The organism is Actinokineospora globicatena, from assembly GCF_024171945.1.
GTDB lineage: Bacteria > Actinomycetota > Actinomycetes > Mycobacteriales > Pseudonocardiaceae > Actinokineospora > Actinokineospora globicatena.
On sequence record NZ_JAMTCR010000006.1, the window covers coordinates 540,467 to 554,816 of the forward strand.

15 protein-coding genes are annotated in these 14,350 nt (G+C 71.6%); 10 read left to right on the plus strand and 5 right to left on the minus strand.

The features are described from left to right. The first annotated feature begins 178 nt into the window (after nt 1–178). Together LV79_RS29980 and LV79_RS29985 are read left to right on the plus strand one after the other, a co-directional pair. Complete coding sequence (locus LV79_RS29980) at nt 179–1,369, plus strand: AGE family epimerase/isomerase (protein WP_253841648.1); 1,191 nt, start codon at nt 179–181, stop codon at nt 1,367–1,369. A 220-nt stretch (nt 1,370–1,589) separates the two neighbouring features. Further along, entirely contained in the window at nt 1,590–2,303 is a 714-nt protein-coding gene (locus LV79_RS29985; protein WP_253841649.1) for a S1 family peptidase, read from the plus strand. 597 nt (nt 2,304–2,900) lie between these two features. Here the strand turns inward: LV79_RS29985 and LV79_RS29990 are convergent. Further along, the gene (locus LV79_RS29990) at nt 2,901–4,259 is read right to left on the minus strand and encodes an MFS transporter (RefSeq protein ID WP_285470247.1); all 1,359 of its coding nucleotides are present in this window, start codon (nt 4,257–4,259) and stop codon (nt 2,901–2,903) included. Nucleotides 4,260–4,425: 166 nt separating this feature from the next. Between LV79_RS29990 and LV79_RS29995 the strand changes: the two genes are divergently transcribed. Then, nucleotides 4,426–4,929: a MarR family winged helix-turn-helix transcriptional regulator gene (locus tag LV79_RS29995; RefSeq protein WP_301321904.1), complete on the plus strand. Its 504-nt coding sequence runs from the start codon at nt 4,426–4,428 to the stop codon at nt 4,927–4,929. A 39-nt stretch (nt 4,930–4,968) separates the two neighbouring features. Here LV79_RS29995 and LV79_RS30000 read toward each other — a convergent pair whose 3' ends face one another. After that, nucleotides 4,969–5,613 (minus strand): DUF998 domain-containing protein, encoded by a 645-nt coding sequence (locus tag LV79_RS30000; RefSeq protein WP_253841650.1) that lies wholly within the window; start codon nt 5,611–5,613, stop codon nt 4,969–4,971. 59 nt (nt 5,614–5,672) lie between these two features. Further along, nucleotides 5,673–5,867 carry a hypothetical protein gene (locus LV79_RS30005; protein ID WP_253841651.1) on the minus strand — a complete coding sequence of 65 codons (195 nt, stop codon included), beginning with the start codon at nt 5,865–5,867 and terminating at the stop codon, nt 5,673–5,675. Nucleotides 5,868–6,025: 158 nt separating this feature from the next. On the opposite strand from LV79_RS30005, the gene LV79_RS30010 reads away from it, so the two are divergent. The 3 genes from LV79_RS30010 (at nt 6,026) to LV79_RS30020 (ending at nt 7,812) form a co-directional block, all read left to right on the plus strand. Further along, nucleotides 6,026–6,472, plus strand: a complete 447-nt coding sequence (locus LV79_RS30010; protein WP_253841652.1) for a L,D-transpeptidase — start codon at nt 6,026–6,028, stop codon at nt 6,470–6,472. 131 nt (nt 6,473–6,603) lie between these two features. Beyond that, nucleotides 6,604–7,092, plus strand: a complete 489-nt coding sequence (locus LV79_RS30015; RefSeq protein ID WP_253841653.1) for a hypothetical protein — start codon at nt 6,604–6,606, stop codon at nt 7,090–7,092. A gap of 42 nt (nt 7,093–7,134) precedes the next feature. After that, complete coding sequence (locus tag LV79_RS30020; RefSeq protein WP_253841654.1) at nt 7,135–7,812, plus strand: substrate-binding domain-containing protein; 678 nt, start codon at nt 7,135–7,137, stop codon at nt 7,810–7,812. Here LV79_RS30020 and LV79_RS30025 read toward each other — a convergent pair. Next, nucleotides 7,799–8,452, minus strand: a complete 654-nt coding sequence (locus tag LV79_RS30025) for an ABC transporter ATP-binding protein (RefSeq protein ID WP_253841655.1) — start codon at nt 8,450–8,452, stop codon at nt 7,799–7,801. The two genes, LV79_RS30020 and LV79_RS30025, sit on opposite strands and share 14 nt — an antisense overlap. Further along, the gene (locus LV79_RS30030; RefSeq protein WP_308208973.1) at nt 8,449–9,159 is read right to left on the minus strand and encodes an ABC transporter permease; all 711 of its coding nucleotides are present in this window, start codon (nt 9,157–9,159) and stop codon (nt 8,449–8,451) included. Before LV79_RS30030 ends, LV79_RS30025 begins: the two co-directional genes overlap by 4 nt. Nucleotides 9,160–9,797: 638 nt before the next feature. On the opposite strand from LV79_RS30030, the gene LV79_RS30035 reads away from it, so the two are divergent. From LV79_RS30035 to LV79_RS30050, 4 genes are all read left to right on the plus strand, one after another. After that, nucleotides 9,798–10,859 (plus strand): sensor histidine kinase, encoded by a 1,062-nt coding sequence (locus LV79_RS30035; RefSeq protein WP_253841657.1) that lies wholly within the window; start codon nt 9,798–9,800, stop codon nt 10,857–10,859. Next, nucleotides 10,856–11,497: a response regulator gene (locus LV79_RS30040; protein WP_253841658.1), complete on the plus strand. Its 642-nt coding sequence runs from the start codon at nt 10,856–10,858 to the stop codon at nt 11,495–11,497. The genes LV79_RS30035 and LV79_RS30040 overlap by 4 nt, the downstream gene beginning before the upstream one ends. Before the next feature lie 71 nt (nt 11,498–11,568). Continuing rightward, entirely contained in the window at nt 11,569–13,842 is a 2,274-nt protein-coding gene (locus LV79_RS30045; RefSeq protein ID WP_253841659.1) for a chemotaxis protein CheW, read from the plus strand. Beyond that, the gene (locus LV79_RS30050; protein WP_253841660.1) at nt 13,839–14,270 is read left to right on the plus strand and encodes a chemotaxis protein CheW; all 432 of its coding nucleotides are present in this window, start codon (nt 13,839–13,841) and stop codon (nt 14,268–14,270) included. The genes LV79_RS30045 and LV79_RS30050 overlap by 4 nt, the downstream gene beginning before the upstream one ends. Nucleotides 14,271–14,350 lie beyond the last annotated feature (80 nt).

The window sequence follows — 14,350 nt, forward strand, 5'->3', positions numbered from 1 at the left end:
GGCCGTCCCCCCGCGACCCGGACGCGGGGTTTCGATCCGGCCCGACGGGGGAAGGCGCCGCGCCGTTTCCCACGACCGGTGGGCGGCGGCATCGGGCTGGTTGTGCGGTTTCTGGGGGTGACTTCGCGGCCGCTCGGGACAGAATGGGGGGAGTTCCCCCGACTGTGAGGACGTGGCCGTGACCGATCCCACCTGGCTCGCGGCTCAGCGGCGCGCCCTTGTCCGTTTCGCCGCGAAGTCCGTCGACCCCGCTGGGGGGTTCGGGTGGCTGGACGCGGCGGGGGAGCGGGTCCCGGACAAGCCCGTGGCCACGTGGATCACGGCCCGGATGACGCACGTCTTCGCGCTAGAGGACGGTCTGGGCGACCCTGACGCCGCCGCGCTCGTCGACCACGGTGTCGCCGCGCTGCGCGGGCGTCTGCACGACGACGAGCACGGGGGCTGGTTCTCGTCGGTAGCGGACACGACGAAGGCGGCCTACGAGCACTCGTTCGTCCTCTTGGCCGCTTGCAGCGCCCACGCCGCCGGTCGGCCCTACGCGCCGGAGCTGCTCGCGGAGGCTCTTGAGGTCATCGAGACGAGGTTCTGGGACGCCGAGATAGGCCTACCGTTCGAGAGCTGGGACAAGGCCTGGACCACCACAGAGGCCTACCGGGGCGCGAACAGCACGATGCACTTCGTCGAGGCGTTCCTGGCGGCGGGCGACGTCACCGGCGACAAGATCTGGCACGAGCGGGCGCTGGGCCTGTCCGAGCGCATCATCCACGTCACCGCCGCCGCGCACGGCTGGCGCGTTCCGGAGCACTTCTCCGAGGACTGGCGCACCGACCTGAACTACAACCGCGACGACCAGCGGCACCCGTTCCGCCCATTCGGCGCGACCATCGGGCATTGGCTGGAATGGGCGCGACTGCTGCTGCACGTCGAAGCCGCGCTCGGCGACAAAGCGCCGTCCTGGTTGCTTTCCGACGCGCGCGCGTTGTTCGACTCCTCGGTGCGCCGCGGGTGGGGCGTCGACGGCCACCTCGGTTTCATCTACACGGTCGACTGGGACGACCTGCCGGTCGTGCGGGAGCGAATGCACTGGGTCATGGCCGAGGCGATCATGGCGGCCTCCGCGCTGCACCGCCGTACGGATGAGGACCCCTACGCGGACTGGTACGCGACGTTCTGGGAGTACGCACGCAAGAACCACATCGACCCGATTGGCGGCTGGCGGCACGAACTCGCGCCCAACGGCTCGCCGAGCGCCGGGGTGTGGGCGGGCAAACCGGACACCTACCACGCCTACCAGGCGACGCTGTTCCCGCTGCTCCCACTGGCCCCGGCGGCCGCGCTGACCAGCCGCCAGCCCTTCCAAAGTCGGTAACAAGACATAACGGATATCGCGGTCCATTTACGGTCATAGGTGGTCGCGATAAGACTGGTGCTATGTCTGGCTAACTGGGAAAAATCGTCCCACCCAGTGGTTGTTGCGGGGTTGCGGCCAGATCACGAACAGGTGCATATTCGGTTGGCGAAATCGAGTCCACGATTTCGCTGTCAGAACTGCCATATGCACTCACCAACCCCTGCATTGGAAGACACTTATGCGCAGAATCCTCGCCGCCCTCGTTGGCGCGGGCCTGGTGCTGCTCTCGGTCATCGCGATGACCGGCACCTCGAACGCCGCCGAGCAGCAGCCCGCCATCATCGGTGGCCACGGCGCCACCGAGACCTACTCGTGGATGGTCTCCCTGAGCAACGGCTGCGGTGGCAGCCTCGTCGCCCCGCAGTGGATCGTCACCGCCAACCACTGCGGCAGCGCCTCCCAGGGCCGCGTCGGCTCGACCAACAAGAACTCCGGCGGTGAGCTGCTGCGCATCGACCGGCGGATCACCAAGTCCGGCACCGACCTGACGCTGATGCACACCAGCACCGCCTCCACCAAGGCCCCGGTCAAGCTCGCCACCGCCAACCCGGCCGCGGGCACCGGCGTCCGCCTGCTCGGCTGGGGCTGCCTGAGCTGGCCGTCCTGCTCGACCCCGAGCACCCTGCAGGAGATCGACCTCACCATCCTGGCCAGCAGCCGCTGCTACGCCGGTGGCGGCGCCTCCACCGACGTCTGCGTCTCCGGCGACCGCACCCACTCCGCCTGCCACGGCGACTCCGGCGGCCCGGCCGTCGTGGGCACCCGCGGCAACTGGACCCTGGTCGGCGAGACCCACGGCCCCGGCGACAACAACGGCGAGTGCGCCACCACCACCCTCTACACCGGCATCGCGGCCAACCTGAGCTGGATCAAGCAGCAAACCGGCCTCTAGAACCACCGAGCCACCGCCACCCCAAGCACGCGACAGGCGGTGACCCGGTAGACCGGCGCACGCAGGCAGGACGGTGCCTGCGCGCGCCGGTCTTTGCCATTCCCGGTTCCCCGGCGGCTCGTCGATGCCCGCGCGGCCGCCCCTTGCGGACGGCCCGCGATTCGCTGGTCCCTCGCCTGCTCCGCGCAGACGGTCCCCGGTGTCTCGGCTCCCGCCGAGTCCATGCGGACCACCACGTCCCCGGCTCCCACGGTTGCTCACGCCCACTCGACCGCGATCGCCCAAGACCCCTCGGTCTCGGCCACCACACCCCGCTCGGTCGCTGCTGCCACACCCCCCCAGCGGCAGTTGTCCACAACCCCTTCGCCCATCCACAGGCTCGCGGCGCCCCTCTTGACAAACCCCCGTTTTCGCTAGGCTCGAACGTGGGACCTCAGACCCCGGGAGGGTGGGCCCCACCACGCGAGTCGATCATGGACTTCGGCGGCCGTGAGCGGGTCGCGGCGGTGGATCGGGCGGGGAGTCCGCCGTTGGCGAACGCCGGTACCGGCAAGGCCGGATCACTTGAGGACCTGCGGACCGGCTCTCCGCGCGTGGTCAGCGGGTGGGGCGGCGGAGGGCTTGGGCGGCGAGGGTGAGGGTGGCGAAGCCCAGGATGACCCAGATGCCCGGGTACAGGTCCCCGAGGGTGCTGGCGGGGGTGATGGTGGCGGTGACGACGGCCAGGCCGAAGGCGCCGCCGATCTGCAGGGAGCTGTTGAGCAGGCCCGCGGCGAGGCCCTGTTCGGTGTCGGGGACGCCGGTGGTGCCGGTGACCATGAGGGCCGCGAGGCTCAGCGCGAAGCCGAGGCCCCAGATCACCGACACCGGGACCAGCACCATCCACAGCGCGGGTTCTGGGCCGAGACGCAGGAGCAGCAGGTAGCACGGGAGGAACGACAGCAGCCCGGTCATCAGCACCCTGTTCACCCCGTAGCGCCCGATCAGCCAGCCGATGCGCGGTCCGACGAGCACCACCACCAGGCCCGCGGGCAGCAGGACGAACGACATGTGCCACGGCTCCCACCCGTTGAGGTTCTGCAGGTAGAGCGCCAGCACGAACTGGAAACCCATCGCGCCGCCGTAGAGGAGGAAGGAGCTGGCGTTGGCGGCGAGGATCTCCCGGTCGCGGAAGATCGCCAGGCGGATCAGCGGGGCGGCGACGCGGCGTTCGATGAGGGCGAACGCGACCAGCAGCGCGGCCGACAACGCGAACCCGCCGAGCGAGAGCCACAGCCCCAGGTCCGACACCACCGTGAACACCAGCAGCAGCGTGCCCAGCAGCAGGGTCACCGCGCCTCCGACGTCCAGGCGGGGGCGGTCGGCACGAGGTGGGTCCGGGGGCAGGTACTTGAGCGCGCCGAGCATCAGCGCCACCGCGACCACGGCGGGCAGGACGAACGTGGTCCGCCAGTCGATGGCCGCGAGCAGGCCGCCGACGAGCAGGCCCGAGGAGTAGCCCGACGCCTCGAACACGTTGAACACGCCGAACGCCCGGTTGCGCTCGGGGCCCTCGGCGAACGTCGTGGCCAGCAGGGACATGGCCGCCGGTGCGGTGAAGCCCGCCGCGACGCCCTTGACGAAACGGGTCGCGATGATCAGCAGCACGTCGTCGGCCAGCGCGCCGAGCACGGAGACCAGCGCGAACACCGCCATCCCGACGACGAACACCCGCTTGCGGCCGAACAGGTCGGCGCACCGGCCGCCGAGCAGCAGGAACGCGCCGAAGGCCAGGATGTAGGCGCCGGGGACCCACTGCGCGGTCGCCGCGCCCACCCCGAACGCGGCCTGGATCCGCGGGATCGCCACGGCGATCATCGAGTTCTCCAAGCCGTCGAGCATGATCGCGCCGCTGAAGAGGAACAGCAGGATCCACTGCCGGGTCCTCCAGCGCACCGGGGTCACGCCGGTCGACATCTCTGGGTACCACCCTCCCGGGCCACCGCCCGCCAGAACCAGGTGGGCCACTCCCGGTCACGGCGACCGCGCGCCGCCCAGGTCCGGGTAACCTGAGGGGCGCGCGTGTTACCGGCGTCCGAGATATTTGCACACGCCTGATGTTGCACGCGACCGATAATGCCGCATGCAAGTAATCGACGGCAAGGAGGGACTGGCAGTGGAGATCTCCGACGAGCTCGCCGAGACCAGGGCCCAGGGCTGGCGGACCCTGGCCGCGCTGCACGCGCGCATCGAGGACGTGCTCGAACGCGACCTGCAGCGCGGACACGACCTGTCGGTCAGCGAGTACAGCCTGCTCGACGTGCTCTCCCGCCAGGAGCAGCTCAGCGGCTGCTACCTGCGGATGACCCAGCTCTCCCGCGCGGTTGTGCTCAGCCAGTCCGCCACCACCCGGCTGGTGACCCGCCTCGAGCGGCGCGGGCTGCTGCAGCGCTACCTGTGCCCCGACGACCGCAGGGGCATCTACACCGAGGTCACCGCCGAGGGTCGCGCGCTGCTCGAGCAGGCCCGCTCGACGCACGACGACACGCTGGCCGAGGCGCTGCGCGACGCGGCGGAACTACCGGAGCTGGCCCCGCTGGTCGACGCGCTCGCCACCCTGCAGGCCGTGCCCGCGCCCAAGGCCTGAGGACCCGCCGCCACCGCGCGGGTCCTCAGTGGACCGGCCTCAGTGCTTGTGGTCGCTCAGGATCGCCTCGCCCTTGGTCAGCCAGGAGACGCCGAACGCGACGATCGCGATCGCCTCCAGCCACAGCGCGGGCCGCATGCTCGCGGTCGCGGCGTCGAAGAGCCAGACGCTGCTCGCCAGCAAACCCAGGCACACCAGCATGATCACGCCGCAGACCAGGTACACCCGGTTGCGGGCTGTCTTGGCCGGGGTCGGCGTCGGGTCGTCGCTGCGCCGGAACAGCACCAGGCTGAAGTAGGACAGCGACAGGAAGAACACCACCGAGCTGATCAGGTGCAGGGTGCTCACCAGGCCGTCGCCGCCCATCGGGTGCGCGGGCGCGGTGGGGAAGATCGCGACACCGACCGCGGCGAGCGCGGCGATGTTGGACACGATGTCGTCGACCGGCTCGTAACCCCGGTAGGACAACAGGAACACCCCGACCGCGCACATCGCGCCGACCAGCAGGTCGCGCACCCCGCTGTAGTAGTAGCCGCTGATCGACGCGCGCATCCCGTCGCCGAGGACGAGGTTCAGCACGATCAGCACCACGGGCAGCGAGAGCCCGACGACGCCGATCGCGCGGCGCAGGAACAGGTACGAGTGCACCAGGGTGTCGTGCGGGGCAGTGGGTGTCGCGACCATGGCCGCCTCCGGGGGGATCTCGCGCGCTGGTGAGAAAAAGATAACCCCCCGGTCCGCTTCTACCCCGACAGCGCGCGCAGAACCGCCCTTTCGGCCCTATTGGGCCGGGTCCCGAGCAGTTCGGGGTGCCCGGGCAGCGGCGGGCGGGGGCGCGGGGGCGGCGGCGGGCACAGGAAGTCCGGGTGTGGGTAGAGGACGGTGCCCAGCGTCGTGACCGCCCGGCCGATCGCGGCCCGCCATCCCAGGTTCGGCATCCGGGGATTCTGGCGCGCCCGGCGGCGGCGCGGGGCCGTTCTCGAATCGTGGACGGTTGACCGCGCCGGGTAACGGGTACTTCCCGGGAGCACCCCCGATCCCCAGAGGAGAACACCAAACACGAGCCCGCCACCCGCGGGCGGATGGGAGGTCGATCATGGGATCTCTGCGCAAGAGCATCGGTGTGGCCGCGATCGCGGCGGCCATGGGCACGGCGGGTCTGGTGGCGACCGCCCCGCAGGCGGCCGCGAGCCCGGCCCCGTGCAGTGCCGCGGCCCGCGCGTGTGTCGCGTTGGGCGCCAAGTCCGCCTGGCTGATGAACGGTGGCGTGGTCACCTACGGGGCTGTGCCGATCACCAGCGGCAAGCCCGGCTACCGCACGCCGAAGGGCAGCTTCAAGGTCACCTACAAGGACATCGACCACTGGAGCAGCGCCTTCAACGGTCCGATGCCGTTCTCGGTCTTCTTCACCACGACCGGGGTGGCCTTCCACGAGGGCAGCCTCTCGCAGCTCTCGCACGGCTGCATCCACCTGTCGCGGGACGCGGCGCGGACGTTCTTCGACAACCTCGCCCCGGGCGACGTGGTCGAGGTCGTCGCGTAACCACCGAGTGGGCACCAGAGGCGGGTCCGGGCATCCCGGGCCCGCCTTCGTCCGTTGTTGCGGTCCCCGACAGCGTCGGTTCACCGAGGTCTGCGACGGTGCGTCGATCGGTGGCGCCAGTGGGGGAGAACATGGCTCGTGTGGTGGCGCTCGTCGTGCTGCTGGTGTTCGGGCAGGCCGGTACGGCGTGGGCCGACCACACCGCGGACCAGACCGTCACCGTGCGGGTGGTCGACGGTGACCTGCTGCTCTCGGTCGAGCGCGGCCCGATGGCGCTGCCCACCCCGGCGTTCTCGGGCGCCTGGTACACCACGACCGGCACGCTGCCCAGGCTGACCGTGGTCGACACCAGGGCTGCCGACCCGGGGTGGAGCCTGTCGGGCCAGTTCGCCGACGAGTCGGGCGGGACACCGCTGTCGTGGACGCCGACCCTCGTCGACCAGTCCGCCGTGCAGGTGTTGACGATGGGCAAGGCGATCATCGGGATGCGGGGCAGCGGTCTGCTGGCCGTGGCCGACCCGGCCGCCGGGCGGGGTACCGCGCACCTGACGGCGGGGTACCGGCTGCTGCTGCCCAAGGCGGACGGCTACACGGCCACGTTGACCCTCACGGTCATCTAGGCCGTTCGTCGTTCACCCACCGGGACGCCACCGTTCACACGCGTGTGCGAGGTTGCCGCGTCAGCAGGAAACCTGGGGAGTGGCCTGGCCGAGTTCGCCGCCGGTCACGTGGACTTCGCCCTGTCCGAGTCCACCTTCGCCCAGGCCGGTATCCCCTCGGGCAGGCCGTCGACCTACGTCCCGATCGCCGCGCAGAGCATCTCCGTCGCCTACAACGTGCGGCTCGACGGGGTGCCGGTCCAGGGCCTGCGGCTGTCCAACGCCACCACCGCGAAGATCTTCACCGGCGTGGTGACCAGGTGGGACGACCCGGCGATCGTGGCCGACAACCGCGACATCGCGTTGCCCTCGCTGCCCATCCGGCCGGTGGTGCGCGCCGAGAGCTCCGCGACGACGCGGCGGTTCACCGACTGGCTCAACACCGTCGAACCCGAGCTGTGGCAGGCTTTCTGCCCCGGGTGCGGTGCGACGAACACCTATCCGAGTCCACCTGGGATGTTCGCGATCCCCGGTGCCACCGCCGTCAACTGCGGTCCGAGCCACGCGACGCAGTCGCTGCGGACGGAGGTGGTGGCGGGGGAGTTGGCCACCACCCGGGTGCTGGCCGTGGCCACCCGGGGCGCGGGCACCGCCCGGCTCACCGCGCGCCTCGACCTGTGGGTCCCCACCGCCACCACCGCGGGCGACTACCGGGCGCTGCTCACCCTCACCGCGATCTGACCCGGCCGTCCACGAGGTCGACGACCTGGTCGACGCCCGCGAGGTGGGCGCGGTCGTGGGTCACCAGGACGGTCGCGACGCCGTGCGCGCGGGTCGTGGAGGTGATCAGGTCGACGATGGCCGCGCCGCGCGCGTGGTCCAGTGCGCTGGTGGGTTCGTCGACCAGCAGGACCCGGGGGCGGTTCACCAGCGCCCTGGCGATGTTCACCCGCTGCCGCTGACCGCCGGAGAGCTGGTGCGGACGGCGGTGCGCCAACTCCGCCATGCCGACCTCGGCCAGCAGGTCCGCCGTGCCGCGCCTGCCGTCGAGGTGGGCCATGACGCGCAGCTGCTCGGCGGCGGTGAGCGCGGGCAGCAGGTTGGGCTGCTGGAAGACGATCCCGATCGAGCGCCTGCGCAGGGCGGCCAGGGCGCGGCGGTCCATGCCGTGCACGGGGGTCTCGCCGACCAGGACCTCGCCGGAGTCCGGGCGGACCAGGGTGGCGGCGACGGCGAGCAGGCTGGACTTGCCCGAGCCGGACGGGCCGACGACGGCCGTCACGGTGCCCGCGGGCACGTGCAGGTCCACGGCGTCGAGCGCGGTCAACCGCCGGTCGCCGTCGGGGTAGGTGAGGGTCACCGAACGCAGGATGAGGCTCATCGGGCACTTCCCAACGCGGTCAACGGGTCCACGGCGGTGACCCGGCGGATGGCCAGCGCCGCGCCGACGAGCCCGAGGCCGACGAGCACGGCGGCGGGCACGAGGAGCGTGGCGAGGTCGAGCACGAACGGCACCGCGTCGCCGAGCGCGGCTCCGATGGTCGCTGCCAAGCCGGTGCCGAGGGCTGTTCCGATGAGCAGCAGCACCGCGGCTTGGCCCAGGGCGTCGCGCAGCAGGTAGCCGGTGGACGCCCCGAGCGCTTTGAGGACGGCGATGTCACCTGAGCGCTGGATGGTCCAGACGGTGAAGAACGCGCCGACGACCAACGCCGAGATCGCGAACAGGAACCCCCGCATCAGCACCAGCGAACCGTTCTCCGCCGCGAACGACCCGATCCGGTCGACGGCGTCGGACGTGCTCTCGGTCGACGTCCCGATCGCCGCATCCGCCTTCGCGATGTCGCAGTCCGATGTGGACAGAATTAGGACGGAGAATCTCGCATCGGCTGGGAGATGTGTCCAGACGACTGGGGCGTGACTGAAGTATTCGTCGCTTGTGGACAGTCTTGCGGTGGACTCGACGTCCCCGATGGTGACCCGCTGCCCATCCTTGACTCCCAGCTCGTCCGCCGCCCCTGCCGACACCACGACCTGCCCCGGCTCGACCCCCCGCAGCGCCGACCCCGACGGTACCGCGAACACCGCCACGCCCGCGCTCCTTCCCCCCGCCTCAGCCCGCCCCAGCGACACCCCTAACCGCTCAGCCCGCTCAACTCCCGCAGTCCCCGCCCAGGCCCGCGCCACCCCCTCGTCCAACCCCGTCCCGCCGAACACCCCATCCACCCCGGAAAACACCACGTGATCCCCACCCAACCCGACCACCGCGGACGTATTCCGCCCCGCCAACCCCGCCGTCAACCCCGACAACAACCCCACCAACACGGTGATCAGCAAAACCACCCCCACCAACAACCCGAACCGCCCCCGCGCGAACCACAATTCCCGCCACGCCACGAACACCAGCCATCTCCTCCTCCAACTCCACGTGACACCCCACCCTCCCGCCCTGCAGTGACACCCCCACCCTCCCGCCCTGCAGCGACACCCCCCACCCTCCCGCCCACTCCGCCCCCTGCCATCACCCCCAAGACCACACCTCCCCACCATCCGACCGGTTCCCGGCTCAACCTTTCGATTGACCCCGCCGGTGCTGACGGGGAGTGGCACGCGTCCGCCCCACCTCTGCTGGAGCCCCGGTCGGTCTCACCCCCTCGGTGGCCTCCACGGGCGCGCTCAACCTTTCGATTGATGCGGTGTGGGGGAGTGCGCGTTTACGCTGGGGCATCGTGACCTCAGTGGACTCCCCAGCCCTGCCCCGGCTGCTTGTCGCGGGGCCGGATCTGCTGGGTTTGGGGTTGATCGGGCTGGCGGCGACGAGGGATCCGCGGCCCGCTGTTCTCGTGCTCGCGGCCGCGATGGTGGGGTGCCAGTTCGTGGCGCTCCGGCGGCGGTGGGTGTTGGGGTTGTTGGGGATCCTGTGGGTGACGCTCCTCGTGGTCACGCCCAGTGCGGTGTGGTTCGCCTTCCCGCTCTACTTCCTCCTCCTGCGCGCACTCCCGATCCGCCTGGCGACGGGGGCTGTGGCGTTGACGGCGGCCACCGCTGTGGCTGGGTTCGGGTGGCATCAGCACGTGCTCTCCATAGGTACTGTCATCGGCCCTCCGATCGGCGCGGTTGTCGCGGTGGCTGTCGTGGTCCTCCACCGGGAGGGGGAGCGGCGGCGGGTGTTGACCGAGGGGTTGGCGGCTGCGGAGCGCGCGGCTGGGGTGCTGGCTGAGCGGGAGCGGTTGGCCAGGGAGGTGCACGACACGCTGGCGCAGAGCCTGTCGAGCATCCACCTGCTGCTCAGCGCCGCCCAGAAGGGCGATACCGCCACCCACGTCGCCGCCGCCAAGGCCGCGGCGGGCCAGGCGTTGGCCGAGGCGCGGCGGTTCGTCCGGGATCAGAACCCGCCCGCGCTCGACGGCGGGTCGTTGCCGGACGCGCTGCGTGCGGCCTGTGCCGCGACCGCCGCCGCGTCCGGCCTGGCCGTGCGCTGCGACACCACCGGGCACGAGGTCGACCTGCCCGACACCCACCAGCTCGCCCTGCTGCGCGTCGCCCAGTCCGCGCTGGGCAACGTCGTCAACCACGCCGGGGCCACCGAGGTCCGGGTCACCCTCAGCTACCAGGACACCGAGGTCACCCTGGACGTCGTCGACAACGGCGTCGGCATCACCACCGGGCCCGGATTCGGCCTCGCCACGATGCGGGCCAGGGCGCGGGCGCTCGCCGGGGACCTGGTCGTCGAGTCCGACCCCGGCCGGGGCACCGCGATCGCCGTGACGCTGCCGGTGGTGATCGCGTGATCCGGCTCCTCATCGCCGACGACCACCCCATCGTGCGGTCCGGGCTGCGGGCGGTCCTGCACGGCGAACCCGACTTCACCATCGTCGCCGAGGCCGCCACCGCCCAGGACGCCGTGCGCAAGGCCGGGCTGGCCGACGTCGTGCTGATGGACCTGCGCTTCGGCGACGGCATGTCCGGCGCGCGGGCCACCGCCGCCATCACCGCCGCCGCGCACGGCCCCCGGGTGCTCGTGCTGACCACCTACGACTCCGACGCCGACATCCTCGCCGCCATCGAGGCGGGTGCCACCGGCTACCTGCTCAAGGACGCCCCGCCCGAGGACCTCGCCGCCGCCATCCGCGCCGCGGCCAGGGGGCAGTCCGCGCTGGCCCCCGCCGTCGCCGCCCGCCTGGTCGACCGCACGCGCGACCCGGCCGCCGCGTTGTCCGCCCGAGAAGCAGAGGTCCTGGGTCTGGTGGCCGAAGGACTGTCCAACCTGGCCATCAGCAGGCGGCTGCACCTGAGCCAGGCCACCGTGAAGAGCCACCTGGTGCACGTCTACGCCAAGCTCGGCGTCGACTCCCGCACCGCCGCCGTGGCGGCCGCCACCGCGCGGGGCCTCATCAGCGGCCACCCGGTCGTGCACCGAAATGTGTAACGCAAAGCCTCAGCCGCCGAGCGCGCCCGCCGATGAAGGCGTCGACACCGGACCTGGAAGCGTGGTGGAGCGTGGAAGACTTCGATGATGTGGTCCAGGAATTCCTGGTCGAGTCCTACGAGAACCTCGACCAGTTGGACCAAGACCTCGTCGCGCTCGAGCGCGACCCAACGGCCCGCGACCGACTCGCCAGCGTTTTCCGCACCATTCACACCATCAAGGGCACCAGCGGGTTCCTCGCCTTCGCGAAGCTGGAGCAGGTCACCCACGCGGGTGAGTCGCTGCTGGCCCGGCTGCGTGATGGCGCGCAGACGCTCGACCGCCGCGGCGCCGACGTGCTGCTGCGCGTCGTCGACGTCGTCCGCGCCCTGCTGGCGCAGATCGAGCGCGACGGCCAAGAGGGCGACACGGAGATCCTGGACGTGATCGCGGAGGTCGAGGCGTGCATCGCTGGCGGCCCCGCGCCCACCCCGGTCGAGCCGGTCGCCGAGCAGGCGCCCGCCGCCGAGACCGCTGAGCCGACCCCGGTCGCCGAGGTCGCCGAGCCGACCCCGGTCGCCGAGGTCGCCGAGCCGACCCCGGTCGCCGAGGCCGCGCCCGCGCAGCCGGAGACCCCCGAGGCCGCCACCCCGGCGCCCGCCGAGGAGGCCGCCGCCAGCCGCCGGGGTGTCGCCGACACCTCCGTGCGGGTGGACGTCGACCTGCTCGACAAGCTCATGCGCCTGGTCGGCGAGCTCGTGCTGACCCGCAACCAGATGGTGCGGGCCACCGAGCACGCCGGTGACCACACGATGAGCCGGGCCGCCCAGCGGCTCAACCTCATCACCAGCGAGCTGCAGGAAGGGGTCATGAAGACCCGCATGCAGCCCATCAGCCACCTGTGGTCGAAGCTGCCCCGCGTCGTCCGCGACCTGAGCAACTCCGTGGGCCGCCAGGTCCGCCTTGAGCTCGAGGGCGCCGAGACCGAGCTCGACCGCAGCCTGCTGGAGGCGGTCAAGGACCCGCTGACCCACCTCGTGCGCAACGCCGTCGACCACGGCCTTGAGTCCCCCGAGGACCGGGTCAAGGCGGGCAAGAGCCCCGAGGGCACGCTGACCCTGCGCGCCTACCACGAGCACGGCCACGTCGTGGTCGAGGTCGCCGACGACGGCAAGGGCGTCGACCCGAAGCTCATCGGCGCCACCGCGGTCAAGCGCGGGCTGCTCACCGCCGAGCAGGTCGCGGCCATGGACAACGACGAGGTGCTGCGCCTGGTGTTCCGGGCGGGCTTCTCCACCGCGGCCAAGGTCAGCAACGTCTCCGGCCGCGGCGTCGGCATGGACGTCGTGCGCACCAACCTCGAGGCCATCGGCGGCGCGGTCGACCTGCGCTCGGTGGTCGGCAAGGGCACCACCTGGCGCCTGACCATCCCGCTCACGCTGGCCATCGTGCAGGCGCTGATCGTGGAGAGCGACAACGAGCGCTACGTGCTGCCGCAGATGTCGGTCCGCGAGCTCGTCTCGGTCGAGGGCCAGACCTCCGCGCGCATCGAGTACGTCTCCGGCGCCCCGGTCTGCCGCCTGCGCGGCAAGCTGCTGCCGCTGGTCCGGCTCACCGAGGCGCTCGGCGGCAAGGCCGTGCGCCCCGAGGAGAACGGCGAGGCCATCTACATCGCGGTGCTCAACGGCGAGGGCCACGAGTTCGGCCTGGTCGTCGACCGCGTGCTGACCACCGAGGAGGTCGTGGTCAAGCCGCTGGCCAGCCACCTCAAGGACGTCGGCTGCTACGCCGGTGCCACCATCCTCGGTGACGGCAGGGTCTCGCTGATCCTCGACGTGCTGGCCCTGGCCCGCAACGCCCACCTGGGCAACGCCGAGCGGGCCGCCGCGGCCGCCGCGGCGATGGCCGAGGTCAAGACCGAGACCCGCGACCGCCTGCTGGTCACCCGGGTCAGCGACCGCCGCGTCGCCATCCCGCTGAGCATGGTCACCCGGCTTGAGGAGTTCCCGGTGCAGGCCGTGGAGCGCGTCGGCAGCCGCGAGGTCGTGCAGTACCGGGGCCAGATCCTGCCGGTGCTGCGGCTCTCGGGCCTGCTCGGCTCCTGGTCGGAGGACGTCTCCGACACGGTGCCCGCGGTCGTGTACTCCTCGGGTGGCCACTCCGTGGCCCTCGCGGTGGACGGCATCCTCGACATCGTCGACGACACCGCCCCGCACGGCCCGTCCGACGGTGACGGCCTCTCCGGCTCCACCGTGATCGACGACAAGGTCACCGAGCTGCTGGACATGCGCCGGGCCATCATGGCCGCCGACCCGGACTTCGAGCTGCCCGAGTTCGTGACCCGTGACTACGTGGAGGCGTCGTGAGTTCCGTCCGGTACGCCACCTTCGAGGTGGCAGGCCAGCTCTTCGGCCTCGAGGTCAGCGAGGTCCAGGAGGTGCTCGCGTTCTCCGAGTACACCCCGGTCCCGCTCGCGCCCGGCCACGTCGGTGGGCTGTTCAACCTGCGCGGCCAGGTCATCGCGGCACTGGACCTGCGGGTCCGCCTCGGTGAGCCCGCCCAGGAGCGCACCGGCCCGGCGATGAACGTCATCGTCCGCACCGACGACGAGTCGGTCAGCCTGCTGGTCGACCGCATCGGTGACGTGGTCGAGCTGGAGCCCACCGCGGCCGAGCCGATCCCGGACACCCTGTCCGGACCGGCCCGCGAGCTGATCACCGCGGCCTTCCCGCTCGCCGACCGGCTGATGCTGGCGCTCGACGCCCGCGCCGCGGTCCGCGGCAGCGAGGCCTGACGAACACCACCGGAGGCTCCGGGACCCACGGGTCCCGGAGCCTCTGCTCAGGCGGGACGACCCGCCTCCCCTTCTTCTCC